This window comes from Nodosilinea sp. FACHB-141, assembly GCF_014696135.1.
In the GTDB taxonomy this organism is placed as follows: Bacteria; Cyanobacteriota; Cyanobacteriia; order Phormidesmidales; family Phormidesmidaceae; genus Nodosilinea.
Map to the genome: position 1 here is coordinate 363,428 of NZ_JACJPP010000007.1, position 26,331 is coordinate 389,758.

At 56.7% G+C, this 26,331-nt stretch carries 20 protein-coding genes; 8 read left to right on the forward strand and 12 right to left on the reverse strand.

Translation table 11 applies throughout. The features are described from left to right. Positions 1 to 41 precede the first annotated feature (41 nt). From H6F59_RS05065 to H6F59_RS05085, 5 genes are all read right to left on the reverse strand, one after another. Entirely contained in the window at positions 42 to 3,302 is a 3,261-nt protein-coding gene (locus H6F59_RS05065) for a glycoside hydrolase family 15 protein (RefSeq protein WP_190695969.1), read from the reverse strand. A gap of 359 nt (positions 3,303 to 3,661) precedes the next feature. Continuing rightward, on the reverse strand, positions 3,662 to 4,570 hold the full coding sequence (locus tag H6F59_RS05070) for an alpha/beta fold hydrolase (protein WP_190695971.1): 909 nt from the start codon (positions 4,568 to 4,570) through the stop codon (positions 3,662 to 3,664). A 62-nt stretch (positions 4,571 to 4,632) separates the two neighbouring features. Next, the gene (locus H6F59_RS05075) at positions 4,633 to 7,020 is read right to left on the reverse strand and encodes an alpha/beta hydrolase (protein WP_190695974.1); all 2,388 of its coding nucleotides are present in this window, start codon (positions 7,018 to 7,020) and stop codon (positions 4,633 to 4,635) included. Positions 7,021 to 7,341: 321 nt separating this feature from the next. After that, entirely contained in the window at positions 7,342 to 7,698 is a 357-nt protein-coding gene (locus H6F59_RS05080) for a hypothetical protein (protein ID WP_190695977.1), read from the reverse strand. A 516-nt stretch (positions 7,699 to 8,214) separates the two neighbouring features. Next, positions 8,215 to 9,042 (reverse strand): FecR family protein, encoded by an 828-nt coding sequence (locus H6F59_RS05085; RefSeq protein ID WP_190695981.1) that lies wholly within the window; start codon positions 9,040 to 9,042, stop codon positions 8,215 to 8,217. 174 nt (positions 9,043 to 9,216) lie between these two features. Here H6F59_RS05085 and H6F59_RS05090 point away from each other — a divergent pair, with 174 nt between their 5' ends. After that, the gene (locus H6F59_RS05090; protein WP_190695984.1) at positions 9,217 to 9,654 is read left to right on the forward strand and encodes a hypothetical protein; all 438 of its coding nucleotides are present in this window, start codon (positions 9,217 to 9,219) and stop codon (positions 9,652 to 9,654) included. An 11-nt stretch (positions 9,655 to 9,665) separates the two neighbouring features. Further along, complete coding sequence (locus H6F59_RS05095) at positions 9,666 to 10,490, forward strand: TlyA family RNA methyltransferase (RefSeq protein ID WP_190695987.1); 825 nt, start codon at positions 9,666 to 9,668, stop codon at positions 10,488 to 10,490. On the opposite strand, the gene H6F59_RS05100 is transcribed toward H6F59_RS05095, so the two are convergent. Then, the gene (locus tag H6F59_RS05100) at positions 10,487 to 11,074 is read right to left on the reverse strand and encodes a TetR/AcrR family transcriptional regulator (protein ID WP_190695990.1); all 588 of its coding nucleotides are present in this window, start codon (positions 11,072 to 11,074) and stop codon (positions 10,487 to 10,489) included. The genes H6F59_RS05095 and H6F59_RS05100 overlap by 4 nt on opposite strands. 314 nt (positions 11,075 to 11,388) lie before the next feature. Here H6F59_RS05100 and cysH point away from each other — a divergent pair, with 314 nt between their 5' ends. From cysH to H6F59_RS05115, 3 genes are all read left to right on the forward strand, one after another. Further along, the gene (gene cysH / locus H6F59_RS05105) at positions 11,389 to 12,159 is read left to right on the forward strand and encodes a phosphoadenosine phosphosulfate reductase (RefSeq protein ID WP_190695993.1); all 771 of its coding nucleotides are present in this window, start codon (positions 11,389 to 11,391) and stop codon (positions 12,157 to 12,159) included. A 106-nt stretch (positions 12,160 to 12,265) separates the two neighbouring features. Continuing rightward, positions 12,266 to 12,910: a glutathione binding-like protein gene (locus H6F59_RS05110; RefSeq protein ID WP_190695996.1), complete on the forward strand. Its 645-nt coding sequence runs from the start codon at positions 12,266 to 12,268 to the stop codon at positions 12,908 to 12,910. Positions 12,911 to 13,075: 165 nt separating this feature from the next. Then, the gene (locus tag H6F59_RS05115; protein ID WP_190695999.1) at positions 13,076 to 13,819 is read left to right on the forward strand and encodes an SDR family oxidoreductase; all 744 of its coding nucleotides are present in this window, start codon (positions 13,076 to 13,078) and stop codon (positions 13,817 to 13,819) included. Here H6F59_RS05115 and H6F59_RS05120 read toward each other — a convergent pair. The 3 genes from H6F59_RS05120 to H6F59_RS05130 form a co-directional block, all read right to left on the reverse strand. Continuing rightward, positions 13,816 to 14,781, reverse strand: coding sequence for a glutathione S-transferase family protein (locus H6F59_RS05120; protein ID WP_190696001.1), 966 nt, complete (start codon positions 14,779 to 14,781; stop codon positions 13,816 to 13,818). The two genes, H6F59_RS05115 and H6F59_RS05120, sit on opposite strands and share 4 nt — an antisense overlap. A 94-nt stretch (positions 14,782 to 14,875) precedes the next feature. Continuing rightward, positions 14,876 to 15,673, reverse strand: coding sequence for a class III extradiol ring-cleavage dioxygenase (locus H6F59_RS05125; protein ID WP_190696003.1), 798 nt, complete (start codon positions 15,671 to 15,673; stop codon positions 14,876 to 14,878). Positions 15,674 to 15,752: 79 nt separating this feature from the next. Then, positions 15,753 to 16,163 (reverse strand): ACT domain-containing protein, encoded by a 411-nt coding sequence (locus tag H6F59_RS05130; RefSeq protein ID WP_190696005.1) that lies wholly within the window; start codon positions 16,161 to 16,163, stop codon positions 15,753 to 15,755. 250 nt (positions 16,164 to 16,413) lie between these two features. On the opposite strand from H6F59_RS05130, the gene H6F59_RS05135 reads away from it, so the two are divergent. Further along, the gene (locus H6F59_RS05135) at positions 16,414 to 17,565 is read left to right on the forward strand and encodes a glycosyltransferase family 4 protein (RefSeq protein WP_190696007.1); all 1,152 of its coding nucleotides are present in this window, start codon (positions 16,414 to 16,416) and stop codon (positions 17,563 to 17,565) included. Here H6F59_RS05135 and H6F59_RS05140 read toward each other — a convergent pair. Next, complete coding sequence (locus tag H6F59_RS05140) at positions 17,539 to 18,780, reverse strand: HAMP domain-containing sensor histidine kinase (protein ID WP_199308961.1); 1,242 nt, start codon at positions 18,778 to 18,780, stop codon at positions 17,539 to 17,541. The genes H6F59_RS05135 and H6F59_RS05140 overlap by 27 nt on opposite strands. A gap of 4 nt (positions 18,781 to 18,784) precedes the next feature. Further along, complete coding sequence (malQ, locus tag H6F59_RS05145) at positions 18,785 to 20,293, reverse strand: 4-alpha-glucanotransferase (RefSeq protein WP_190696009.1); 1,509 nt, start codon at positions 20,291 to 20,293, stop codon at positions 18,785 to 18,787. A gap of 370 nt (positions 20,294 to 20,663) precedes the next feature. On the opposite strand from malQ, the gene treS reads away from it, so the two are divergent. Continuing rightward, positions 20,664 to 24,236, forward strand: coding sequence for a maltose alpha-D-glucosyltransferase (treS, locus tag H6F59_RS05150; RefSeq protein ID WP_190696012.1), 3,573 nt, complete (start codon positions 20,664 to 20,666; stop codon positions 24,234 to 24,236). 8 nt (positions 24,237 to 24,244) lie between these two features. Here the strand turns inward: treS and H6F59_RS05155 are convergent, their stop codons facing one another. Next, the gene (locus tag H6F59_RS05155) at positions 24,245 to 25,750 is read right to left on the reverse strand and encodes a PLP-dependent aminotransferase family protein (RefSeq protein WP_190696015.1); all 1,506 of its coding nucleotides are present in this window, start codon (positions 25,748 to 25,750) and stop codon (positions 24,245 to 24,247) included. A 264-nt stretch (positions 25,751 to 26,014) separates the two neighbouring features. On the opposite strand from H6F59_RS05155, the gene H6F59_RS05160 reads away from it, so the two are divergent. Then, a complete protein-coding gene (locus H6F59_RS05160) occupies positions 26,015 to 26,311 on the forward strand; it encodes a hypothetical protein (protein WP_190696021.1) in 297 nt (98 codons plus the stop codon). Positions 26,312 to 26,331 lie beyond the last annotated feature (20 nt).

A 26,331-nucleotide genomic window follows, 5' to 3' on the forward strand; every position in this document is an offset into this window, starting at 1 on the left:
TGCCTAACCTACAAAAGGTGGATGCTATTGAATTTCTATTCCTAAGCCACCTCTTCCAACACCTCAGCTCCTGTTTCGGCTTCGCCCAGCACGGTGAGAAACTGTAGCGCCATGGCGATGTAGGTAGCGCACTGGGTCGGCGGCAGCTGGTAGAAGGCCTGCCAGGCAGCGGCTTTGTCAGACTCGTAGGCGGCGATGCGATCGGGCTGGTGGTCGAGCCAGCCGAGGCGTACGGCGTGGCCAATTAGCACATCGAGATAGATGTGGTCTTCAAAGTAGAGGTCGGGGTTGACCTTGAAGATTTCGCCCATTTCGCGCAGGGCTTCGAGGTTGACGTGGCGGTATTCAGGAGCCTGGATTTTGTTTAGCAGGTGGGTGATGCGGCGCTCAAAGTTTTGCTCGCCGGGGGTCATTTCAGAGAGAATGCGATCGCTATCCAATCTGTTCTTGCGGTCAAACTTATTGCCGATCACAATGCCCTTGGAGTGCTTCAGCACCTCCCAGACCTGGGTGTAAAACTCCTCCGAGATGCGGGCGATTTCGCCGTCAATTACCCGCTTACGCCACCAGTCGTGGGAAGTGGGCGCTTCGGCTTCTTCGGCGGCTGGTTCGATGTCGTCGGGCACCACCTGCCAGTTGATTGGGTTATGGGGCTTAACGTGCAGCGACTCCCGCCGAAAGATCGCCTGGTTGAGCCCGTCGAACCCGGCCAATACCTGGCGCAGGCGAGTCTTCAGCTCAAACGGGCTGAGGTCGATCAGCTGACCGTAGGCCTCATCTTGAGTAATGCCGCGCTCGCGGGCCAGCTCGCTGGTAATCAGCAGCAGCAGATAGCCCACCCGCAGGGTCATCAGCCCTTTGAAGAGGGAAGGCTCGGCTTTGATCAGAATGCTGAGGTCGATCAGCACCTCCTGGGTGAGCACGTGGTCGCGCACGTCGTCGCCACAGAAGGTGCGAATTTTATCGACAATCTCGCTGTGGCCCATGGGCTCACTAATCAGCGATTCTTCGCTGTAGGATTTGCCCACGGAGATTTGCTTCTGGCGCACCAGCAGCTCGGTCACCGCGTCGGACAGGGTGATGTCGGCCTTCTCTAAAAGCCCGGCTGCTCGGCGCAAGATGCCCCACTGCTCTAGCTGGCTGGCCTTGGCATAGACCTCATCCAGCAGGTCTGCGACAGTGATCGCGTGGTTGGGGCCGCCAAAGCCAGTGTTAAAGCCGCTGCCGTGCAAATGCTTGAGGGTGCTGAGCAGCTCAATTTGCTCGTAGATGTTGTTTGACTGGCGCAGCCGGGTGAGCAAACTGTCGAGGTCGGTTTCGTTCTCTAGGGTGTATTCTTCGAGCAGCGATAGGGGGCCGTCGCGATCGGGCTCAAAGCCCAAGTAGGCTGTCCACAGGGGCGTGTAACCCACGGAGGTGCTGCCCAGCTGGTAGCCGTTGACGTTTTCGACCCGCTCAAGGCTGGTAGTCATCATCAGCTGATGCAGGGGGCCAAGTTTGACGGGGACATGATCGCAGCGATCGTCCTGCAGCTCTTGCATCAGCGCCATCAGCGGCGACTCATAGATCGGTTTGTGACCCAGCTCAAACATGGCGTGGGTCAGCAGCAGTGTCACCGTGGGTCGACCTGGCTCGCGCCAGTGGTCGTAGATGTAGGCTAGCTCGCTGCGAATTTGGGCTACCAGAAAGTGGTAGTCGAGGGTGAGATAAAACCGCTGCTGATCTAAGAACGACGGCAAAAACACCACCGACTTGCCCTTGATGCGAAAAATTCGCGAGGTGGTCAGGCTGCGCAGCCGCCGCACTGGGCGACCACTAAGGTCGAGCTTGTCGTTCTTGCCAATTTCGGCGTAGGTCGACGACAGCTCGGTGGCTGGAAACACCTGCACCGGGTCAATCTCTTCTAGGGTTTGGGTGGGCAGGCCGTAGGTGGCTAGCTCCGTTTGCAGCGCCTTGTCTTCGGCTAGCAGCGCCACCTGCACCACGGGATAGCGGTGATCGCCCAGGGCGCGGTGCCGCCCTAGGGGGTCAATATCGCTGGGTTTGAGCAGCCCGTCTTGAAGCAGCTGCCCCAGTAGGTAGAGGCTCTGGGCCCAAACCAGAGGCAAGTTGTCGTTGGGGAGACGGAGCTGGCTGCCGGGCTTCTGGCGCTCTGCTGCCAGGCTGGCTTCGGGCACATAATAGAGCTCGGGCAGTAGGCCATGGCCGTCGCGATCGACGGTGAGAGCCGCCAAGCGCTCTTGGTAGAAGAGAATTTGGTCGCGATCGCCCTCAAACAAACTGTCTAGCCACAGGTAGGTAAAAAACAGCGGCCACTCGCACTCGATGTGCTCAAACTGCCGCAGTTCCTCGGGTTCATAGTGCAGTCGGTTGGTGTCTTCAATCACGGTCTGGTGACCGTCGCGCAAAAACCGCTTGCAGCCGTAGGGGCCTTGCAGTTTGTCGATAATTTTTTGCCGAGTTTTTTGGGCCAGCTGCTCGTCGTCGATGGCAAAGGCCGGGTAGCCCACCACGCTCAGCAGCGCCGCATCAATCTCCTTAGACCCCGACTCACGGGGCAGCAGCGACTCTAGGGTAATGCGGGCGCGGGCAATCTCATCGGTGAGCACGTGAATAGTTGAGGACTGCCCCCCACGCATGCCAAACAGGTTAAATCCCCGCAGCGCCTCCAAAGCCGCCTTGGCCATGCCCACAGAGCTGGCGTTGAGCTCGGGCTTGCCGTGGTTCATTTTGTTGCCCCGTTCCCAGATGCCGTAGTCGGGGGTACGGTAGGCGCGACCAATGTAATAGACCAGGTTCTGCACAAAGTTGACTTCATCCTGGGTGTAGATGATTTGCAGCCCCGAGGCCGTCATCTGAGCCAGCATGAGCAAAAACACTGAGGTGGCGTCGATTTGCAGGTGACCCCACTCGTCGTCCCCTACTACCGGTAGTCCAGTGTCCGTATCGTACTTGGCGTGCAGCGCCTGAAGCGGATCCTGTCGTTCTTTAAAGTGCTCAACTTTTCTGGCCTGGCGCAGCATTGCCGTGAGTAGGCCGCGCATCAGCTTGACGACGCTCTGCTCTAGCTCCACCGTGCGGCCCCGGTCGTCGTCGAGGTGGCGGTAGGCCAAGCCCACCCCCCACACCGCCAAAATACTGTAGACGTTGTCGCGCACCCAGGCATCGGTGTAGTTGCCGTGGACGTTCACTGCCGTGCTGGCGGGCAAGAGGCCGCTAACCGGGTGCTGCCGCGACAAAATCACGGTTTTGACCTGCTGGTAGTAGCGATCGAGCCGCTCCTGAAGGGAAGCTGAGGACATAGACAGTGACGATAGGAAACGACGGCAGACAGTGAGAGTTAATCGAGTTTTAACCCACTGTAGGGGCGATCGGTCAAGTAATAGTCATGGAGATTACGGAATTCTGATGATTGAGCATAGGGCATTGCTAGGCAGGTGTAGGTTAGATGGCGCGCTAGCAGAACCCAACAAACCCTAGTCCGTTGTTGGGTTTTATTTCGTTTTACCCAACCTCAGTGGATTGGAAACAATCCTTCCTGACAAGATCTAGCCCGCACCCCTCTCCTCCCTGGGAGAGGGGCTAGGGGATGTAGCTTGCTTCCCGCAGGGTGGGCTAGCCGGGACTTTGCGATCTACTGAACCTATGATTTGCTTTGCAGCTAACCTTTGGGCAGTGTATTTAGCCAGTTTAGCAGCAGCGGATTGACCACCTCGGGGCGCTCATCGTGGGGGCAGTGGCCGGTGTCGGCAATACCGTGAAAAGTAACTAGGCTGGGGCGAGCTACATCTTCAGCTAGCCGGCGGTAGACCTCAGCGCCTTTAATGGGCGTCCAGGGGTCATTTTCACCCCAGAGCACCAGGAGCGGTTGGGCAATCTTGGGCAGCAGTTCCTCGGGTTTTGGCCCTGGCGGTGCGGTGACAATGGCAGCGAACACCTTCTGCGCCGTGGGTTTGCAGGCGGGGGTGTAGATCATCTCGATCAGCTCGTCGGTGATGGCGGCGGAGTTGCGGTACACCTGCTTGAGCGAGTTGCGAATGCGACCCTTGCGGCGCACCTGGTTAAACACCAGTGGCCCCACTCGGGGCGAACTCACCAGCCAGGTAAAAGCTCCCATCACCCAGTTCAGCGGCGGGTAGAGTTCTTCAGGGCGGTGGTTGAGGCCCCCGGCGCAGTTGAGCACGGCCCCGGCCCTAGCTTTGTCGGGGTGATTGGCCAGCATCATCAGGGTCAGCAGCCCGCCGATGGAGTTGCCGACGTAGACAGCAGGAGTGCGGATGAACTCAGCCCAGAAGTCGGCCAGCAGGTCTTGCCAGAGGTCGAGGGTGTAGGGTATTTCGGGCTGATCTGAATCGCCAAACCCCAGCAGATCGATCGCATAAACCCGGTGCCCTGCCGTCGCCAGAGCGGGAATGTTTTTGCGCCAGTGGCCGAGGGAGGCCCCAAACCCGTGGATGAGAACGATGGGTGTTCCTTCGCCTGCGACGGTGTAGGCGATCGCATAGCCCCGCCAAGTCCAGGTGTGCTTTTCGATTGACGCCAGCGAGAGGGAAACCAGTTCAGCAACCATAGTTAGAGATGTAACGAAGTGTGACTGTACTCATAATACAGCCGTCCTAGGTTTACTGGTTTTCATTCAAGCCCCAAAACGTTTTCCTCATAGCATTTTCTCGATAGCAGCACTTGGATTTGCTTTTTCTGACAAATGCTAGACAGCACTTGAGTTAGGGCAATTCTCCTGCGTTGTTCTGCTGAGGAGTTGGGGCTCTGCTCTGTCAAATCACTCAAAGTCTGGGCGTAGAGAGTAGTCAGATGCGGATCTTGCTGGACGGCGGTTTGCTCACCCAGCTCATCTAAAAGCTTCTCAAACCCCACGCAGGCCAATCCATAGATAACAAACTTAGAGGAGATCGCCTCAGGTTTGTAGGGACGCTGTTGATCAAGGTTATTGAAGTATCCACCGTGGGTATCAATGCGTCCGCTAAAGTAGTCTTTGGTCAACGCAAAGTAGTCTCCAATGCTCAAAGATTTTTTCCGTTTTGCGTGGCTGAGTACGCCGACGAGTTTTCTATCTGCGTTGGGCTCAATGTAGTCTGTGCAGTCAAAGAAGCTAAACAGCTCACCGATGGGGGTCTCTCCAGGCGCTAGAGCAACACTTCTTTGACGCTCAGATAGCGGAGTTTTATCACGGATGTAGAGGTAGTCAAGGGGAAAACGCCAGGTGATAGAGACCCTGCCCCCAATAGCTAGGGGTTCTCCAGCAATCTCCTCTTGGTGTTGGTATTTGACAAATTTCCCGTCTTTAAACACAGTAAGCTGATCACCGCTTACCTTGAGGGGTTCTCCATAGGCTGAGGCCCAGGATTGATCCTCGGCTTTGTCAAGAATTTCTAGTTTTTCGCCTTTGATTTTGGCGATATGCCCACGCTCAAATATGACGAACTGATCGTCGTCAAAATCAAATAATTTGTCACCTTGAACTCGGCAAAGATGATTTTCTTGAACTGCTTCAAAATACCAGTAGCTATTAGCTTTGTTTTGAAGTGAAACAACCTCTCCACTGGGGAGCTTAACGATCTGCCCCTGCTGCAAACAGTCGATCTTGCTAGCTTGAAGATTGTAGGGCTCAAGAAAATCGTGCAGCACCTCGTAGAGAGGAGCCGTTTCCCCTTGCTCAGAGTAAGTGAGCATCTCGCCTTGCAGGTTGGCGATCGCGTTGCCCTCAACTTTTGCTAGCTGTCCGCCACAGATAGCGCTTTGTACGTGCCCTTGGCTGGTCAGCGTATCCTGTAGTTTAACTAACAGTCCATTAGGAAGTCTCGCTAGAATGCCGTAGTCTTCAAACTGTTCTTTGCTCTCTTCTTTTATCTCTATTCCAGAGCTTCTAACGGTAACATTGCCGAGGCGATAGCCGCCGTCTTGAGTTCTTGAGGGATAGCTAAAATAGTTGGCCGCTGTAGAGGCCAAACGCAGTGCCATATCGCCTTCATTACTAAACAGATAGGCCTCTTCAAATCGACGTAGGGAGGACTGAAGAAAATTAGCCCTTCCAGAGATAATGGTTTCGGCAGGAATATCCGGTGAAACTAGTACCAAACGGCTGAGGCAAAACACATTGCCAACAGCGGGCGAGGGTTTTTTCTGGGGATCGGCTGTGCTCATAGTGCCGACAGATCTTGAGTCAAATACATCCGAAAGAATTCGCACGGTATTGGTGACCACAAAGCCCCCCATGCTGTGGCCAATAAATGATAGCTTGATGCGGCTTTTGCCCCAGTCTTTTTCTGACTCGGGGACATCTTTGGTTAGGGTATTGTCAATTTGGCGCATCAGCTCTACAAGGTCTGGAGTGCCAAAGTTGTTAGCCCGATAGTTGTCTCGAAAGTAAACAACGAACCGCAGCAGGATAATGGTGAATATAGGCGCAAAGAATAAGAGTGCAACAGCCGTTGCTAAGCCAGCAACAATCAAAGATAGAACTGTACCCGGAATCTGAGCAGCAGTTGAAAAAAGACCAAAAAACCAGGATACTAAGCTGATTAGCAACCCTATAAAGCCCACTAAAAGCAGCAGTCCAGGCACAAAAGGCAATGCGTTTCTATAGTTTTTTAGCTGTCTGCTTAAGACCTTTAGTTTGTTCTGTCCTGATTTTGTTAACTCGCTGGGGACAATCTGCTCGGAGGGCCAGCGATAGCCAATTAACACAAAGCCTTTAGATCGGCGTGGGTGGTGGAGGGCAATGTGTTCTTGAATGCTATCAAACCATTCTTTGACGGAGTCTTTGTTGGTGTTATAGCCGTGGATCACAACCAGGATTTCTGCATTGCCCTTGTGTTCTTTGAGATAGCTGGCCATCTCTTCAACATGGGATTCGGGAGTTGCAGAGATAGGGGTGTTGGATGAGGTGCTGTAATCGAGGGGGTCGTCTTCGACGTTGTGGGGGGCGGTACTGGCTACAAAATAACCTGGAAATTTGTCTGAATTCTTAAGCTTCTGAATGAAAAGTAACGATGCACTCATGGTTGATTTCTGGGGGCGTTTGGGAGATTTAACGGGGGCAGAGGTAGGTTTGGTGAAATGAAGCAAACCCTAACGGTCACAGAATTTCGTCGGGGTCCTGTTGGCACTTCACTCAGCCTACGTTGAGAGAGGGGTAAGCAGATTGCTCAAGGTTAGCCCCATTTTAGAGTCAGCCGTCACATACCCCCATTTATTTCAACGAATTGAGGATTACCGTTGGTACAGTGTCTCTGTAAGTAGGCCAAATAGTGGACCGAATGCAAAACCCCTCGGTAGGTTAAGCCTGCCGAGGGGATGCTGAAAGTTCGATGGATAAGCGGGTCAGGCCACGCTGTCTATCCTGCGGGTGGGGCGCTTGCGATCGCTCTTGCGAGTGCCGCCCGCCATTTCATACTCATAGCTGTCTTTGCCATACTTAGCCGCCACAGCAATCAGCATGCGTTCTGAAAGCACTCTAATGTCTTTTTCGGTGTCGCGCACGACGCTAAGGGCGCGGTCTACAAACGATAGCGATTCGTTATAGGTAGCTAGCTGCGATTGCAGCTTATCTAGCTCTAGCTGATAGTTGTCTAAGGTCAGCCCGTCGCCCAGATTTAGGCTGGCGCTGATTGATTTGAGCGCAGCGGCGCGGCGAACGCCCTTTTCGAGCACGGGTGAGCTTCTTTTTTGTCGAGGCATGGGATGCACCTCCATAGAGTTTGCCCCTTTAAAGTGGCACAGGGGTTAATGTCCCGAAACCGATGGTTTTGCGGGAGTTGAGATGTGCTTGCTAGGCTGAAGGGCTCAGTAATTTTGCCGTCATTTTTGAAGAAGAGGGCCAGCATTTCAGCTGGTGAGGATGATGTTTTCTGACAAAAAGAGGACGTTCGTTGAAAATGGGCAAATGAATTCCATAAATAAGAAGCCATTCATAATAAACACTTTCATTTTGGCTTAGATCATGAAAGTGATCCTTATAGATGAGGCAATGAATTCCATAGTCATCTCCATGAATTCAACCAACAGGAACCTATTCACAATAAACACCGGCATCTTCCTTTAGATCATGCCGATGGTCCCTATGAGCGGCGCAATGAATGCGATCAACGCCACTGACTAGAGCGAAGTCAAGCCGCTGCGCTAGGGTGATGGCCTTCTATTTTGCAAAAGAAACCCGGTTGTGGGTGATGACTTTCATTGATGTTGAGCTGCTTATTACAAAGCATCAACGGTGGCTTCGATCTCAGGTCGGGTCGGTAGCGGGCTGCTGAAACCGTTAATCAGCGGGCTTCCCTCCAAACGCTCCTGCGCTGCGGCCCGATCGAGGGGCTGCACTTGCTGACTCAGCGCCTCGATGTCTCGCTCGCCTGGGTATATAAACAGCTGCTCGCCACTGGTTAAAACTACCTCGTTCTCGCTGTCAGCGAGCCGAAAGGCCACCTCCCCTTCCCACGAAAAAATTTCGACCGGGGCATTGGGATCATCTTCAATGTTGACAAACACCGTGGTGCCTCGAATACCGGCAATGCCTGCCGGGGTAACAATTTCTATGGGCTCTGCTAGTGCGCCTTCAACCCAGGTAATCATTTGTCCGGCATCGAGCCGGAGCTGGCTGGGTTGCAGGGTAAGGGCCGCATTGCCGCCGATGCGAAACATTGCTCCGTTGACTAAGCCCACCTCAGCTAGAGCCTGATCGGCGGTGCGAATTTGGTCGCCGTAGGCCATGGTCTGGTTAATCTGAGCTGGCTCAGGCTCTCCCTGTCCTAGGGTGACCGATACGGGGTTGGCGACAATGGCTTGAATGGTGGCGATCGCCTCAGTTTGCCCCTCCGAGCCGGTTGCCGGTTGTGATTCTTGGGCTGGCTCAACCGGCGTCTCAGGGGTGGAGGCGCGATTCCGGAACGGATCGCTCTGCGAATCGCAGCCTGCTAGGGCTATGCCCCCTGCAATTGCCAAGGCAATGGTTAAAGATTGCCCCTTAAGGGCGACGGTTAAAGAGCGGCCCCGCAGGGCCAACGCGATTCCTCTTAAAACATGTTGCATAGTTAGGGTGGGGCTAAGTGTCAGAAGGCTAGGTCGTACCTTTAGGTTATTCAGTTTGAGACGCTGATTTTCCGGCAGGGTGGGGCAGCGAGTCGGTGCTATCGTCGGGTTGACCTCGGCCTTTGGCAGACGCGTCAAAACGGTTGTTGGTCTAATTATTGGAGGTTGAACCCCGTGGAACTGGTGATTTGGCTATCGGTGGTGCTGGCTGTGCTGGGCTTTGGCATGGGGGTGATGGTGCGGGCTTATCGCCGCCCTCTGGGCAACAGCGCCCTCTTTCCGTCCCCAGTGATGGAACTCTCTATGCCTATCGGTGACGATGCTAGAACTCAGTTTGAGGCGGGCTGTGCGGCTTTTGCTAAGGGCCGTTACCCGGCTGCTATCGACCAGTTCACCGCCGTGATGGTGGCCGAGCCTAACTGTGCCGAAGCCTTCCACAACGGTGGACTGGCCTACGCCAACATGGGCACCGATGGGCAGGCCGTGCAGGCGTTGCTCAAAGCCAGCGAGCTGTACGATCGCCAAAGCACCAAGCCTGGGCTCGATCTGGTCAAGCAGCAGCTCGAACAAATCGCCAGCCGCCGGGGCCTCAAACCCAGCACCGCTGCCTAGGGGATTTACCGATGGCCAAACAGCGTCTAGATGCCCTGCTGGTAGATCGGGGCTTGTGCGAATCGCGGCAGCAGGCCCAGCGGTTAATTAGAGCTGGGGAGGTGCAGGTGAACCACGCCGTTGTGGATAAACCGGGCACGGCCTTTGCTGAGGATGTGGAATTGCTGGTGAAGTCGCGATCGCCCTTTGTCTCGCGCGGCGGCGAAAAGCTGGCCAAAGCCCTGAGCGAATTCCCGATCGAGCCCAAGGGAAGGATTGCGTTGGATGGGGGGATTTCGACCGGCGGCTTTACCGACTGTCTGCTGCAAGCCGGGGCCGAGCAGGTCTACGGCATTGATGTGGGCTACGGCCAGGTGGCCTGGGCGCTGCGCCAAGACCCGCGTGTGATGCTGCGGGAGCGCACTAACCTGCGCCACCTTACCCCCGAGCAGCTCTACGGCGAGAATGCTCCTCGCCCTGATCTGGGGGTGATGGATGTGTCGTTTATTTCGCTGACCAAGGTGCTGCCCGCTTTTTGGGCGCTGCTAGTGCCGCCACGCGAGGTGGTGCTGCTGGTGAAGCCGCAGTTTGAGGTGGGCCGCGATCGCGTCGGCAAAAAGGGCGTCGTGCGCGACGCTGGGGATCAGGCCGATGCGATCGCCAGCGTGCTAGCCTCGGCCCAATCCCTCGGGTGGACATACCAAGGGCTCACCTGGTCACCCCTGCTCGGCCCAGCGGGCAACATCGAGTACCTGCTGTGGTTGAGCCAGCCACAGACGGAAGAGAGCTGCCCGGTACCCAGCCTGGATGACCTGAAAACCCTGGCGATCAACGCCCGCCTCAGCCTGGAAAATTAGCCTTGGGCTGCGGCCTTGATTAAAGTGGTCGCGGCGGCTTTGGCCTGGCTAGCGGCATTGGGGCAGCCGTGCATCATGGCGACGACGGTAGCTCCTTGGATCAAAATCAGCAGCTGCTGGGCTAGAGCTTCGGGGTTGGGCAGGTTAGCTTCTTTGACCAGGTTGAGAATGTAGTCGGCGACGGCCTGCTCGTGGGCGAGGGTAATCTGGTAGCCAGGATGCTCGGCATCGACCAGTTCTACCGCTGAGTTGATAAAGGCGCAGCCGCGAAAGTTGGGTTTCTCAATTCCCTCCTGCAAGACGTCAAAAATAGCCAGCAGTGGTGATTCGCCAGAGGCAGCAGCGTGGCGAGCGATCGCGTTTTGGAAGCACTCACGCCAGCTGTGGTGCTGCTCATCGAGCCAAGCGGCAATCAGGGCATCTTTTGACTTGAAGTGGTTGTAGAGCGACATTTTAGCCACCCCCGACTCGGCAATGATGCGATCGATGCCGACGCTGTGAACGCCCTCTTTGTAGAACAGCTCAGAGGCCGCCGCCATAATGCGATTGCGGGCGCAAGGGCGCGAAGCAGATGAGCGAGCCATGAAGTGCATGATATACAGGTCTGTCTGTATAATAACTCAGATGACAGCCCTTTGCCTAAACGCCGTTACCGGGCCAAGCCTTGTTTGTCCGCCTACAGAATTTCTCCAGCTAGTGCAGCAAGATGAATGAGTGCTTTTGCCCCAAGGCTTTTGGCGACTCTTCTAACGATGCTTAGCTAGGCTCTCAAACAAGGGTGTTCTCAGCAGGCTTGACAATATACAGACCTGTCTACATAATTAAAAGTATACAGACCGTTCTACTTAGATTGTTTCACCCCGCAACCCGAGTCTCAGCCTTTTAAGGAGGCATTTGCATGACTGCTACCCTTGCTCCAACTGCCAGCGCAGAACGTTTGACCGCCTTGGCCGAAGGGTTGCGCTCCGTTAGCCCCTTGCCAGCCTGGCCCGGTTTGCCAAGCGCAGAGGCAACTCCTGCAACCTCTGCCGCCATTGTCGAATGGGCCGCCGATGCCTTTGGCCCTGGGCTAGTGATGAGCACTAGCTTTGGTATTCAGGCGGCGGTGATGCTGCACTTGGTCACTGAGGTTATCCCCAATATTCCTGTCGTCTGGGTCGATACAGGCTACCTTCCCGAGGAAACCTACCGCTTTGCTGACCAGCTCACCCAGCGGCTAAATCTGAACCTCAAGCCCTACCAGTCGCCCCTCAGCCCCGCCCACATGGAAGCCCTCTACGGCAAACTGTGGGCCGCAGACAGCGTTGAGGCTCTGAATCAGTACGACCAGATTCGCAAGGTTGAGCCCATGGGGCGGGCACTGCGGGAATTGGGGGCAACGGCCTGGCTGGCGGGGCTGCGATCGCAGCAAACTCACCACCGCAAAACGCTCGATGTGGTGGGTCAACAGCACGGCATTCACAAAATTTTGCCCATCTTGCACTGGAACTCCAAGGATGTTTATGAGTACCTGCAAGCCCACGATCTGCCCTACCACCCGTTCTTTGACCAGGGCTACGTTACCGTCGGTGATTGGCACTCTAGCCGTCCGCTTGTGGCCAGCGATTTAGATGAGCGCGACACCCGATTCCAGGGGCTGAAGCAAGAGTGCGGTATTCACCTAGCGTAGTGGCGTCTGGTTGGAGATCTAGATTCTTCTAAATTTCGGCATCGGTTTGGCTAGGGCAAACGACTGTTTGCCCCTACGAGAGACACTACACCTGGAGCTGACCTCAATGATTGACCTGTACACCTTTACGACTCCCAACGGTCGCAAGCCCGCTATTCTGCTTGAAGAGTTGGAGATGCCTTACACCATTCACTCGGTCAACATCGGCAAGGGCGAGCAGTTTGCCCCCGAGTTTGTGACCATTAGCCCCAACAGCAAAATTCCGGCCATTGTCGATCGTGACACCGACTTGGCGATCTTTGAGTCGGGGGCCATTTTGATTTACCTGGCGGAAAAAGCGGGTAAGCTGCTGCCTACAGAAACCGGGGAGCGCATCAAGGCGATCGAGTGGCTGATGTTTCAAATGGCGAGCGTTGGCCCCATGTTTGGCCAATTTGGCCACTTTCGCAACTTTGCTCCAGAAAAGCTGCCCTACGCCATCAACCGCTACGAGAAAGAAACCCTGCGGCTGCTGGGCGTGATGGAAGGGCAGCTGGCTAAAACCCCCTTTCTAGCGGGCGACTACTCCATTGCCGATATCGCCACCTATCCCTGGGTAGCGGCGGCTCAGAGCCCCTACATGGAGCTGTCCTTCGATGAGTTCCCCCATGTGCAGCGCTGGGTTGAGGCGATCGCGGCGCGTCCGGCCGTGAAAGCTGGCATGGATGTGTTGCAGCCAACCTTTGAGAGCCAGGTTGGCACCGTGGCCTAAGGGGCTGCTGGCAGATCCTTAGGCCGCTCTGTCTTAGCTGTGTACCCCACCGTGCCCCACCGACAAATTATCAGCTTCTGCTGACCTTTCTAAACTCAGTCTCAGCTCCAAGCTTTAAGGTTTTTCCCGGTCCCTTGTTCTGATCTTCCTCTCTGAAGTATTCCCATGTCTTTTGATATCAACGGCAAAGTAGCTTTCGTCACTGGTGCCAACCGCGGCATTGGTAAAGCGATCGCAGCATCTCTCCTCCAGCACGGGGCCACCAAAGTCTACGCCGCGGTGCGGAACCTCGATTCCGCCGCTCCTTTAGTGGCAACCTATGGCGATCGCGTCGTTCCCCTACGCTTTGATTTGGCCCAGCCCGAGACCATTGCCGAGGCCGCCCAAATCGCCACCGATGTAGCGCTGGTGGTCAACAATGCCGGGGTGCTGCGCAATGCCGGGCCGCTGGCTGGAGATGCGATCGCGGCGCTGCAGTACGAGATTGACATGAACGTGTTTGGCCTGATGCGGATGGCCCAGGCCTTTGCCCCGGTCCTCAAAGCCAATGGCGGTGGTGCCTTTGTGCAGCTCAACTCGGTAGCCTCGCTCAAGAGCTTTGCTGACTTTGCTACCTATGCAGCCTCAAAGGCGACGGCCTACTCGATCACCCAGGCGCTGCGGGAGGTGCTGGGCGCTCAGGGCACTGCCGTGGTCAGTGTGCACCCCGGCCCCATTGCCACCGATATGGCCAATAGTGCCGGCTTGGGAGAAATCGCTGAGTCACCGGCTCTCGTAGGCGAAGGCATTGTCATGGCGCTAAAGGATGGCAAATTTCACCTCTTCCCCGACACCATGGCCAAGCAAGTTGGCGCTGCCTACGCCAGCTTTGCCACCAACGTGGTCGAGGCCAGCCTGGTGGAAGGCTAAATTCGATCGCGATCGCGGGGCTGCCCGTAATCAATTGCTGGCCCAGCAGGCACAATGCCGCTAGGGTTAAGCTCGGGCAGCCCCGCGTAGTAGAGCTGCTTGACATGCTCCGCGCTGCACCACTCGGCCACCCCCGGCCGCTGGTAGAGCTCACGGCAGTAGCCCCATAGATTGGGGTAGTCCACCAGGCGTTTAAGGTTAGTTTTAAACAGCCCGTAGTAGGCCAAATCAAAGCGAAACAGGGTGGTGAACATACACCAGTCGGCCAGGGTGATCTGGTCACCCACTAGGTAACGCTGCTGCCCTAGCACCTCCTCCCAGTGATCCAGCGCTTCGAACAGTTCCGTCACCGCGTCATTGTAGGCCGCTTGGGAAGCCGCAAAGCCGCTGCGGTACACGCCGTTGTTGATTGGCTGGTAGATGGCATCCATCGCTGCGTCGATTTGGGGCCGCAGCGCATTGGGGTAGAAGTCGCGCCTGGGAAACTCCGCAAAATCGTTGAATGCCGAGTTCAGCATTTGAATGATTTGGCGCGACTCGTTGTTGACAATGGTTTGGGTCTGCGTATCCCACAGAACGGGCACGGTGACGCGTCCGGTGTAGCTGGCCTTGGCGCGGGTGTATAGCTGCCATAGGTATTCCGCCCCGTAGAGGCTGTCGGGAATGCTGCTGAAGCGCTGTGAGAATTTCCAGCCCTGGTCGCTGATCACTGGGTCAACGATGGAGAGGCCGATCGCCCCTTGCAGCCCTTTGAGTGATCGCAGTAGCACCGTACGGTGCGCCCAGGGACAGCCCAGCGATACATATAAGTGGTAGCGCCCCGGCTCGGCCTTAAAGCCGCTAGAGCCATCCGCCGTGACCCAGTCGTGAAACAGGGTCGGCATGCGCTGAAATTCGCCCGATTCGCTGCGCTCTGTCCATTCTGTGGACCATTTGCCGTTGATCAATCTGCCGAGTGCCATGGGGATGTCCTGGGGTGAGGGGAAAGGTTTGAGTTTTGAATTTTGAGTTCTAAGTTGTGGAGTGAATTCAACACTCAAAACTTAGAACTCAAAACTAATTGAATTGGTAGGCGGCCATGCTGAAGGCTCCGTAGGTGAAGCCGTGATGAATTTGTTTGCCGGGGCCGCCAGCGCCGAGGGCCACGAACAGGGGCAGCAGGTGCTCTTCGCTGGGGTGGTTTTTGGCGGCGTAGGGGGCGTGCTGACGGTAGTCGAGCAGGGCTTGGATATCGTTGGCGGCGTTGGTTGAAGACCTACCCGCCTGGGTAATCGCCTCTGCCAGCCAGTCATCAAAGGCTACGGCCCAAGCGGGCGGTGGGGCATCGTAGTTGCCGTCAAAGGCCCCTAGGTTGTGGGTGGCGGCACCGCTGGCAAAAATCAGTACGCCTTCATCGCGCAGGGGGGCGAGGGCTTTGCCGAGTTGGTAGTGGTACAGCGGCGTTTCGTGGGGTTGCAAAGAGAGCTGCACGACGGGGATGGTGGCCTTTGGGGCTGCCAGAAGCAGCGGCGTCCAAACGCCGTGGTCGAAGCCGCGATCGCAATCTACACGGGTCGAAAACCCGGCCTCAGTGAGTCTAGATATCACCTGCTCTGCCAGCTTTGGACTGCCTGGGGCGGGGTAATTCAACTCGTAGAGCGCCTGGGAAAAACCGCCGAAGTCGTAGATTGTCTTGGGCTGCTCGGCAGCGCTAACGGTGGGCTGCGCCGTGAGCCAGTGGGCCGAGATCGCCAAGATAGCCTTTGGCCTCGGCATGGTCTGCAAGAGCGATCGCAGAAAGTCTTGGGTCGGGCCAGCGCGCAGGGGCAAATCGGGTGCCCCGTGAGTGACAAATAAACTGGGTAGGGAAGCCATAGTTCTAATCTAGATAGTTTTAACTAGAACTATCTGATACAAGACTAGCACCTCCGTCTTGAAACCGACAAGCCGATGCTTAAGGGCTGCTGGTGTCGCTTTCTGCTGCAAGCTCGTGGAGTAGGGCGATCGCGGCTTCAGCCTGAGCCACGGGCACAAACAGGTGGTCGTGGTAAAAGGCTGAGACGGGGTTGACACTAATGCCATGGCTGGCGAGTTTGGTGGCGATCGCCGCCAAAAACCCCACCGCCTCCAGGCTGGAGTGCACCGAGAGCGTAATCATGGCGAAGGTGGCTGAGTAGGGCAGGCCCGCCGCCTCGGCCTGGTGCCGCAGCAAGATCAGCGTTACCCCCTCATCTTCCCTAAAGAACCCAATGGGGTCGAGGTCGAGACCGCTTGAAGCTGCAACGGTGCAAAACACATATTCCCCCTCGCGGAGAGTGGGTTGCATAGACGATAACAGCCGCGTGAGGTTGGTTTCGCCGACCATCTGTTGTTACCTGCTGCTGGTTCTTCCTGAAGAGTAGGGAGCCAAACTCTTGTCCCCTCTCCTCTCGGGAGAGGGCTAGGGAAAGGGTCAATTTTGGCCAATCATACGCTACTCAGCAACGCCTGAGAATTTAGAAACAATGTTGCCGACGGAATATTGACTCGGCGCTGTCTAGAGTTTTCTGCCCCAGTGGAGAGGACGCAGCCAGCGAAACGCTGCTGAATAAATAGCGTAGGGATGCCATGAATGAATGATCAACGCAGACTCGCTATCGTCTGGCTGTAATTCTCAACCTGCTCCGCGAGTTGTGGTCTACACAGATTCTTTGGGAATGGGGGGCGCGGAGTTTAGCCTAGGTCATTTGGTGGCAGCGGTGTCGAGGGATATTGCCATTACGGTGCTAGGGGTCTCGGCTACCGTGGTCGATGCGATCGCCAGCCAGCGGCCCGGTGCTGAAAAAATTGTCTTACCCCCTACAGGGTTTACCTCTATCGCCGCCCATCTCGCTACTCTGCATCGGCTGCGCCCCGACATTGTGCATCTCAATCTGTGTACACCCTGGGCTGGAGCGACGGGCCTGGCGGCGGCTCTGACTCTGCCCCAGGCGCGGGTCGTGCGGGTCGATCAGCTACCGCTGCGAACTACGGACGCGATCGCCCTATGGCGGACGCGATCGCTGTCGCTGCGGGTCGATGCTCACGTCGCGGTAGGCGAAGCCTCGGCCCGGCGAATGGAGGATTTCTATGCTTTGGGCCGCAACACGGTCATCTCTGTGCCCAACGGCGTGCCCGACGTCGAAGTTGAACCTGCCCCAAGCCCAGTCTTAAAAGAGCCCATGCTGGTGGTAGGCAGCGTGGGCCGCCTAGACGCGATGAAGGCCCATGATATTTTGTTGCGGGCGATCGCTCAGGTTGACGATACCCACGTGGTCGTGTGGGGCGATGGGGCAGAACGCCAAGCCCTGGAACATCTGGCTCAGGATCTGGGCATTGGCGATCGCGTTTCTCTGCCGGGATGGGTCAATAACCCTCGCGCCCACTTGCCCAACGTCGATATTTTTGTCTTGCCGTCGCGCTCTGAGGGTTTTCCCTTAGCCATTGTGGAAGCCATGCTGGCGGCCCGACCCGTGATTGCCACGCGCGTGGGCAGTGTAGCAGAAGCCGTGATTGAGCAGGAAACAGGGCTACTGATTGAGAAGAACGATGTCATGGGGCTAGTCAACGCCCTGCGTCGCCTCAAAAATGATGCTGCCCTGCGTGAGCAGATGGGTCAGCGGGGTCGAGCGGTGGCGGTGGCGCAGTTTACGGCTCAGGCGATGGCCCAGCGCTACGAACAGATTTGGCGACAGCTGCTGGCCTCACCGCGATCGCCCCGGCTACGGGTTCCCCGCCCCCGCGACTGACGGAGCGGGCGGCTCCCCCTGCTTAAGCCCATGCTGTTCGATTGGGAAGATCACCGTAAAGGTGGAGCCTTGGCCTGATTGTGATGACACCAAAATTTCACCCTGCATCAAATTCACCAGCTGGGCCACAATGGCTAGGCCCAAGCCTGTGCCTTGTTCGGTATCAGGTGTAGGGCGATGGCTAACCCGGTAGTAGGGTTCAAAAATATGTTTTTGCTCAGCCTCAGTGATGCCGATGCCGCTGTCGGTGACGGTAATTGACCAGCGGCCATCGCTCAGGGTTTCGGCCGCAATAGAGACATGGCCAGTCTCAGTATAACGAATCGCGTTGCTCAGCAGGTTGGTAATGATCTGCTGTAGGCGCAGGGGGTCAGTTTGCACCACTGGGGGAATGCGATCGCACGCCACCTTCAGCTCCAACCCCTTGTTGCGCACTAGCGGTTCAATAATCTCGATGACCGACTGAATCAGCTCGTGAGGGTCGATCGTGACGAGCTTGAGCTTAATTTGGCCATCACCTTTCTGAAGTTGGAGAGTGTCGTTGATCAACCGCAGCAAAAGCCGACCGCTGCGCAATACGCGCTCAATACTTTCTAGATGAGCATAGGAATCTTTGATTTCGGTCTGCTGCTGCTGGCGCAGAAATAAGTCGGCATAGCCAATAATTGAGGTCAGCGGAGTTTTAAGCTCGTGGGTCAGTTTTGACATGTTGTCGTGGCTGGCCCGCACTAAACGCGTCAGCTCTTGATTGGTGAGCTGCATTTGAGCTCGGAGCTGGTCTAGCTCCTCCATGCGGGTTTGGGTATAGCTGTCAAAACAGCGGGCGATCGCCTCGTCAATTACCGCATCAATCAGCCGAATCGCCCACAGCACATCCTTGGGTTCGGCCTGCACCAAATCGGCTTCTAGCTCTGAAAAAATCACCGATCGCAGCAGACGATACTCGCGCGCAATTTCTGCCGGTTCAAACCCTTGCTCAGCGCGAATCAGCCCGTGTTCTAGACTGGCATCATCGATAGTCTCAAAATTTTCTGCCTCGCTGTCGGCCATCATGGCGGCGAGAGATTCGAGCACCCTGGGCAAACTGTCGCGGACCGCATTGAAAGTTAATTCATTGGTGGCTTCAATTTGCTGATCGTTAAAAACCGCGTTGATCCACAACTCAATAATCGTGTCGCGTTTTTGATTCAAAATGGTGCTGAAATCAATTTTCACAGCATTAGCGACTATAGAGCTGAGTCAGGGTCCGGAGGCGATCGCTCAAAGCATTGGTCAGCAACGCCGAACTGCGGTAGCGCCAGCGCCAGTTGCCGTCGTTGCGGCTGGGGTCATTCATGCGCGATCGCCCGTCTAGGTCCAGCAGGTCTTGCAGCGGAATGATTGCCAGATCGGCCACGGAGGCCAACGCCATGCGAATCAGCAGCCAGTTGATGTCTTCGATCGCCTCGGGCGAGTTGTAGCCAGCATAGCGGGCCACAAACTGTTTCTCGGTGTCGCTAGCCTGCTGCCACCAGCCGATCGCCGTGTCGTTGTCGTGGGTGCCGGGGTAGACCACGGTGTTGCGGGTGTAATTGTGGGGCAGGTAGGCGTTGTTGGGGTCATCGCCAAAGGCAAACATTAGAATGCGCATGCCGGGAAAGTCGAAGCGATCGCGCAGCGCTTCAACCTCAGGCGTAATGATGCCCAGGTCTTCCGCCATAATCGGCAGCGTTCCCAGGGCTTCACCCAGGGCAGTGAAAAATTTCTCGCCGGGGGCTTCAATCCATTCGCCGTTGATCGCTGTTTCTTCGCCCGCTGGCACCTGCCAGTAGGCTTCAAAGCCGCGAAAGTGGTCGACCCGCACAATATCGACGTACTGCAAGGTCACCTGAAAGCGCTTAATCCACCAGGCAAAATTAGTTTTTTCGGCCTTATCCCAGTTGTAGACCGGGTTGCCCCAGAGCTGGCCGGTCTCGCTGAAATAGTCGGGGGGCACGCCAGCAATAAAGGCGGGTTCAAAGGTGTCGGGGTCGAGCTTAAATAGCTCGGGAGCGGCCCAAACGTCGGAGCTGTTGTGGCACACGTAAATCGAAATATCGCCAACAATTTTGATGTTTTTGTCGTTGGCATACTGGCGCAGATTCTGCCACTGCTCAAAGAATTTGAACTGCACAAACTGATGGTATTGAATCTGGGCTTTCAGCCTCTCCCGCTGAGCTTGCAGCGCCTCCGGTTCGCGGCGGGCGATCGCCGGTTCCCAAAAATTCCAGCTTTTGCCGTCGTGGTCCTCTAGCAGGGCCATAAACAGCACAAAGTCATCTAGCCAGGAGGCTTGCTCTTGGCAGAACTGGTCAAACTTGGCCTGCTGCTCGGGCGATCGCGCATTCAAAAAGCGCTCGTGGGCCTGTTTGAGATACTGCGTTTTGTGGGCAATCACCTTGTCAAAATCGACCTTCTCCGGATCGACGTCTGTCAGAGGCATCAGCTCGTCCTCCTCCAGCAAACCCTCGGCGGCCAGCTGATCTAAATTGATCAGCAGCGGGTTGCCCGCAAAGGTGCTGAAGTTCATGATGTAGGGCGAATGCTCGTAGCCAGTGGGCCCCAGGGGCAAAATTTGCCACAGCGTTTGGCCACTCTTCGCCAAAAAATCGACAAAGGTATAAGCGGCTGGGCCCAAATCCCCAATGCCGTAGCGGCTGGGAAACGAGGTGGGATGCAGTAAAACACCACTGGCACGTTGAAAGCTCATAGGGGTTCGGCGATCGCACTTGCAAAAGAGTAATTTAGGCCGCATCGAGCAGCCAAGCTGAAACAGTGTGTTGCCACACCATCAGCAATGCTATTGATAGAGGCAAATGTCGGTCGCACGCATCCTCCTAAGGGGTGGGGGTGCCTGGTTCCCGAATACTTGGATAAGCGCGCGTTCTTAGCGTTCTATTTACGTTCTTGGCCTTCCTGTGAATTCTGTGAACGTGTCGCTGCGCAGTCTGACGCGCCGCAGTTGGCAATGGTGCTGTGCTCACTCTGTTGAAGATTCAAGGCTTTCGGCGCTCAGCCGTAGGTTCAAACCAACGCCGTAGCCTGGGGCGCGATCGCGGGATCGCTATTACTTCGGGACGATGACGCTCCTGGCGAATTCCGCTACCGTGGGGGCGGACATTGCGTTGCTAGTGGGTAGGTTGACCTTGAAGAATGAGCCCCTGTGGTTTAAGAATGCCATCATCTACGAAGTGCCTGTGCGGGCCTTCGCCGACAGCAACGGCGACGGCATTGGCGACTTTCGCGGCCTGACTGGCAAGCTAGACTACCTTCAAGACCTAGGCGTCACCGCTATTTGGCTGCTGCCCTTCTTTCCGTCGCCGCTGCGAGATGACGGCTACGACATTGCCGACTATGTGAATGTCAACCCGATCTACGGCACCCTGGACGATTTTAAGGATCTGCTACAGGCGGCGCACCAGCGGGGCATTCGCGTCATTATTGAGCTGATCGTCAACCACACCTCCGACCAGCACCCCTGGTTTCAGCGGGCGCGGCGATCGCCCAAGGGCAGCCCCGAGCGCGATTTCTACGTCTGGAGCGATACCTACGAGAAATACCAGGAAGCGCGGATCATCTTCCAGGATTTTGAAACCTCCAATTGGACCTGGGACTCGGTGGCCAATGCCTATTTTTGGCACCGATTTTATTCCCACCAGCCCGACTTGAACTATGACAACCCGGCGGTGCAGCAGGCCGTGTTTGACGTCATGGATTTTTGGCTAGAAATGGGCGTTGACGGGCTGCGCATGGATGCCGTGCCCTACCTCTACGAGCGCGAAGGCACCAACTGCGAAAACCTGCCCGAAACCCATGCCTTTCTGAAAAAGCTGCGGAAGCACGTCGACGAGAAGTTTCCCAACCGCATGCTGTTGGCCGAGGCCAACCAGTGGCCTGAAGATGCCGCCGCCTACTATGGCGACGGCGACGAGTGCCACATGAACTTTCACTTTCCCCTGATGCCGCGCCTGTTCATGGCCCTGCGCATGGAGGACAGCTTTCCGATCGCCGATATTTTGCAGCAGACGCCTGCCATTCCTGACAACTGCCAGTGGGGCCTGTTTCTGCGCAACCACGACGAGCTGACGCTGGAAATGGTTACCGATGAAGACCGCGACTTTATGTATCGCGTCTATGCCCAAGACCCCGAAATGCGTGTGAACTTAGGCATTCGGCGGCGGCTGGCCCCGCTGCTGGGCAACGATCGCCGCCAGATCGAGCTGCTCAACAGCCTGCTGCTGTCGCTGCCGGGCACGCCTGTGCTCTACTACGGCGACGAAATTGGCATGGGCGACAACGTCTATGTGGGCGATCGCAACGGCGTGCGCACCCCCATGCAGTGGAACTTTGACCGCAACGCCGGCTTTAGCAACGCCAGTCCCCAGCGGCTGTTTTTGCCCCTGATCGTCGAGGCTGAGTACCACTACGCCACGGTCAACGTTGAGGCCCAGCGGGCCAACCCCAGCTCGCTGCTCAACGCCACCAAGCGGCTGATCTCCATGCGCAATCACTTTCGCGCCTTGGGCAGCGGCGATTTTCAAATTCTGCATCCCGACAACCGCAAGGTGCTGGCCTTTACCCGCACCTACGAAGACGAGCGGATTTTGGTGGTGGCAAACCTGTCTCGCTTTGTGCAAACCGTTGAGCTTGATCTACCGGGGTTGAAGGGGTGGGTGCCGGTCGAGATCTTTGGCCGCACCGAGTTTCCCCCCATCGATGAGTCGCCCTACTTCTTGAGCATTGGGGCCTACGCGGTCTACTGGTTTATGCTCAAGCCCCAGGTTGTGCCCCTACCCGAGGTCAAACCCAAGGTAGAGCTGCCGATGCTGCAGCTAGCGGGGGCTTGGCCTACGGCGTTTTCTCAGCTGCAATCGGCCCAGACGCGCGGGTTCACGGCGAGCTTAGAGATCCTGCTGCCCCAGTATTTGTCTAGCCACCCCTGGTTTGGCGGCAGAACCCGCACGGTGCAGACGGCTCGCATTACTGAAGTCATCGCCATCCCCTATCGGGATAGACATGCTCAGATGCTGGAGCTACAGGTCGATTACATCCAGGGCAGCCCCCAGACCTACGTGCTGTTTTTGGCGATGGCCGAAGGGGAGAAGGCGCTCCGTCTGCTCAATGAGGCCCCGCAGTCGGTGGTGGCACGACTCAATCTGGCCAGCAGCGACAACGTAGCGGTGCTATTTGATGCGATCGCCGACAAGTCGTTCTTGACCGCCCTGCTCGAAGGCATTGCTCAGCACCGAGTCTATGAAAATGCCGCCGGTAAGCTGGTGGCTGACACCACAGCCCTATTTGCTGAGCTGAGCAAGGGTGATCCCAACCCATCCCTGGGTGAGGAGCCAACGGGAGACGGCCTGCCCTTTGAAGCTTCGCTGATGAAAGGCTTCCACAACAACACGTCGATTGCCTACGCTAAGACCGGCAGCGTCGCCGCCCAAAACCGACTGATTCTCAAGCTCTTTCAAAAAGTTGAAGAGGGTCAGCACCCCGACTTGGAAGTGCGCCGCTTTTTGGACGAACACCAGCACTTTACCCACATTCCTTCGATCGCGGGCACGCTGACCTACCATCGCCCGGCGGCGGAGCCGATCACCATCGGTCTGCTGCAGGAGTTTATCCCCGACACCCGCAGCGGTTGGGACTACACCCTCGACCATTTGCGCGACTACTTCGACCTCGTGGTGATGGATCAGTCGGATATCGCTGAAGCGCCCATGCCGGTTGGGTCGCCCCTGGCAATGGAGCCAGTGGCCGTGGATGAGCCTCCGACCGAGGTCTTCTTCCCGTTGCCCTACTGCCCGCTGCCCTCCGTTGATTCTCCGATTCCGGCCTGTAAGGCGATCAACAGCTACCTGGCCAACATGCAGCTGCTGGGGCAGCGCACCGCTGAACTCCACCTGGCCCTGGCGGTGGATGCGGATCAGCCCGCCTTCACGCCGGAGCCCTTTACCTCGCTCTATCAGCGATCGGTCTACCAGTACAGCCGCAACCTGACCGGTCAGGTCTTTTTGCTGTTAAAGAATCGCCTGAGTACGCTGCCGCCGGAGACGCGAGCGCTCGCCACCCTGGTCTTAGAGCAGCACGATGCCTGTTTGCAGCAGTTTCAGTCGGTGTTAAACCACAAAATTACCGCTCTGCGGACTCGCTACCACGGCGACTATCACCTGGAGCAGGTGCTCTACACCGGCAAAGACTTCTACATCATTGACTTTGAAGGTGATCCAGCTCGCAGTCTCAACGAGCGCCGCATGAAGCGATCGCCCCTGCGCGATGTCGCCTGCATGCTGCAGTCGTTTTACTATGCCGTCAACGTTGCCCTCGACAAGGAAGTCGAGAGCGGCATGGGGCAATCCGACCATCACCATCAAATGGAGCAGTGGGCCGAATTTTGGTATCGCTGGGTCAGCAGCACCTTTGTTAAGGCCTACTTGGCTACCGCTACCCGCGATAGCTTTTTGCCCAAGACCCAGCAAGAGCTAGAGGTGCTGCTCAATAACTACCTGGTCGAGCAGGCAATCTACAACCTGGGCCGCGAGCTCACCAACCGAACCAACCGCATCAATATTCCTCTGCGCCGCATTCTTCATCTTCTGAAGATCGCCCCCGAGGGCGCTCTGGCTGAGCCTAGAGCCTTGAAGAAGGCCTAACTCAAACCTCAAACTTTAGAAGCCAGCAAGTTGTCCCTGCGGTGGCCATCGTCCCGCAGGAAATTTTCTGCCACCTGCTTTTTGGCCAACAGACCCAGGGTTTGCATCGCCTGCTCAACCTGCTCTGACCAAGGGACCGCCGTATTCAGCCGAAAGCAGTTGCCGTAGCACTGCCCCGAAGCCGAAAACATGACGCCGGGGGCGATCGCAATTCCTTGGGCGAGCGCCTCCTGGTACAGCCGCAGTGAGTCAAACCCTGCTGGCATTTCGAGCCACAGCACATGGCCCCCGGTGGGCCGGGTCACGCAGGTCTCGGCGGGAAAGTAGTCGCGAATTGCCTGTTGAATGTGCACCATTTGGTCTTGGTAAACGCGGCGCAGGTGGCGCAGGTGGCGATCGTAGCCGCCGTTGGCCAGAAAGGCCGCCACCGTGAGCTGAGGTGCGATCGCCGTGTTTTGGTTGAGAATTGACTTCATGTGAGCGATCTTGCCGTGGTAACGGCCCCCGGTGCACCAGCCTATCCGCAGGCCTGGCGACAGAGTTTTGCTCACCGAAGCACAGTAGAGCACGCGATTTTCGGTATCAAAGGCTTTGATTGCCTTAGGGCGGGTGCCTTCAAAGCAGAGATCGCCATAGACATCGTCTTCGATCAGTGGCGTGTCGTACTGGTTGAGCAGCTCCACCAGGTGCTTTTTCTTGCGATCATCCATGCAGCTGCCCAGGGGGTTGCTGAAATTCGACACCAGCAGCACTACCTTGACATCGCCGGTTTGCAGCGCTTCTTCGAGGTGGGGCAGGCTAATGCCGTCGCGGGGGTGGGTGGGCAGGGTCAGCGCCTTCAACCCCAAACACTTCAGCGCTTCTAGCACGGCGAAGTAGGTGGGCGACTCGATCGCCACGGTGTCGCCAGGCTGAGTCAGCGCTTGCAGACAAAAATAGATCGCCTCGTTGGCCCCGTTGGTAATCACCATCTGGTCAGGGTGCACCGAGCAGCCCGCGTCGAGCATGCGCTTGGCAAACTCGGCCCGCAGCTCAGGGCAGCCCAGGGGCGTGCCGTAGGCGTGGGCCGCATTGGTGTTGTCTCGCAGCACCTTGCCCATCAGTCGGTTGAGCTGGGCTAGGGGTAGGTGTTCTAGGGCTGGCAGCGCCGCCCCCAGCTGAATCAACCCCGGATCGCGCATCAGACTAATCACCTCAAAGGCCAGGGAGATATCAATGTCGGTGGCCTGGCGCGGTGGCGCGGTGGGGGCGGGCTCCTGGGGCAGCTGTAGGGTTGTCTGTTTGACGTAGTAGCCCGACTGGGGCCGCACCACCACCATGCCCCGATCTTCTAGTAGGCGGTAGGCTTCCATCACTGTGGAAGTGCTGACCGACAGCTGGGCGCGCAGTTTTCGCACTGAGGGCAGGCGATCGCCCGGTTTGAGGGTGCCCTCGGTAATCAGTTGCTGAAGGCGATCGGCCACCTGTTCGTAGAGGATCTGGTGCGGGGCGAGGGTGATAGGGGAGAGGGGCATGGGTAGGGGGTGGGAGGGTAGGGGAGTGGGGAGATGAGGGAGTTGGCGAAGGGGGAGGATTCTGAAAAGGGGTTTGTTTTGGGGTGAAGTGGGAACAGTTTTGGGGTGAGGTGACCAGAACAGTTGTAAAAACTCAAACTGTTACCAAGACAATTTACGCTAACTGCCTCTGTTTCGATAGGGGGCGATCGCAGAAACTTTACCTATGCCGAATCGATTCGTGCTGTTCCCGTTGGCCAATCGCCTTTCTTAGAGGACAGCTCCATGAAACCCAATAGTTTGTACGCTCAGCTTGAGCTAATTCAAGAGCCGCTTGATCGCCCCATCCAAACCGATTACTCTATTGCTCGGGCTTGGGCAGAGGCTAAGCGGCGTCTCAGTCTGGTAGGCAGTGCCCTGCTGACTTACCTCTGTGGTTCCGCCGACCTAAGCGTGACTGTGAAGCGCGATCGCTGGGGCAATACGCTGTTTGTTGCCCACGACCCAGTCAGCCAGCAGCGCCGTACCTTCAGCTCTGAGCAAGAGCTGCGGGTGTGGGTTGACCAACGCTATTACCAGTAGTGGGTGACATCTTCGATCCT

Excerpts from the sequence above, each read along its gene's own strand:
- H6F59_RS05065 (WP_190695969.1), bottom strand. The coding sequence starts at position 3,302 with ATGTCCTCAGCTTCCCTTCAGGAGCGGCTCGATCGCTACTACCAGCAG.
- H6F59_RS05070 (WP_190695971.1), bottom strand. The coding sequence starts at position 4,570 with ATGGTTGCTGAACTGGTTTCCCTCTCGCTGGCGTCAATCGAAAAGCAC.
- H6F59_RS05075 (WP_190695974.1), bottom strand. The coding sequence starts at position 7,020 with ATGAGTGCATCGTTACTTTTCATTCAGAAGCTTAAGAATTCAGACAAA.
- H6F59_RS05080 (WP_190695977.1), bottom strand. The coding sequence starts at position 7,698 with ATGCCTCGACAAAAAAGAAGCTCACCCGTGCTCGAAAAGGGCGTTCGC.
- H6F59_RS05085 (WP_190695981.1), bottom strand. The coding sequence starts at position 9,042 with ATGCAACATGTTTTAAGAGGAATCGCGTTGGCCCTGCGGGGCCGCTCT.
- H6F59_RS05095 (WP_190695987.1), top strand. The coding sequence starts at position 9,666 with ATGGCCAAACAGCGTCTAGATGCCCTGCTGGTAGATCGGGGCTTGTGC.
- H6F59_RS05100 (WP_190695990.1), bottom strand. The coding sequence starts at position 11,074 with ATGGCTCGCTCATCTGCTTCGCGCCCTTGCGCCCGCAATCGCATTATG.
- cysH (WP_190695993.1), top strand. The coding sequence starts at position 11,389 with ATGACTGCTACCCTTGCTCCAACTGCCAGCGCAGAACGTTTGACCGCC.
- H6F59_RS05110 (WP_190695996.1), top strand. The coding sequence starts at position 12,266 with ATGATTGACCTGTACACCTTTACGACTCCCAACGGTCGCAAGCCCGCT.
- H6F59_RS05115 (WP_190695999.1), top strand. The coding sequence starts at position 13,076 with ATGTCTTTTGATATCAACGGCAAAGTAGCTTTCGTCACTGGTGCCAAC.
- H6F59_RS05120 (WP_190696001.1), bottom strand. The coding sequence starts at position 14,781 with ATGGCACTCGGCAGATTGATCAACGGCAAATGGTCCACAGAATGGACA.
- H6F59_RS05125 (WP_190696003.1), bottom strand. The coding sequence starts at position 15,673 with ATGGCTTCCCTACCCAGTTTATTTGTCACTCACGGGGCACCCGATTTG.
- H6F59_RS05130 (WP_190696005.1), bottom strand. The coding sequence starts at position 16,163 with ATGGTCGGCGAAACCAACCTCACGCGGCTGTTATCGTCTATGCAACCC.
- H6F59_RS05135 (WP_190696007.1), top strand. The coding sequence starts at position 16,414 with ATGATCAACGCAGACTCGCTATCGTCTGGCTGTAATTCTCAACCTGCT.
- malQ (WP_190696009.1), bottom strand. The coding sequence starts at position 20,293 with ATGAGCTTTCAACGTGCCAGTGGTGTTTTACTGCATCCCACCTCGTTT.
- treS (WP_190696012.1), top strand. The coding sequence starts at position 20,664 with ATGACGCTCCTGGCGAATTCCGCTACCGTGGGGGCGGACATTGCGTTG.
- H6F59_RS05155 (WP_190696015.1), bottom strand. The coding sequence starts at position 25,750 with ATGCCCCTCTCCCCTATCACCCTCGCCCCGCACCAGATCCTCTACGAA.
- H6F59_RS05160 (WP_190696021.1), top strand. The coding sequence starts at position 26,015 with ATGAAACCCAATAGTTTGTACGCTCAGCTTGAGCTAATTCAAGAGCCG.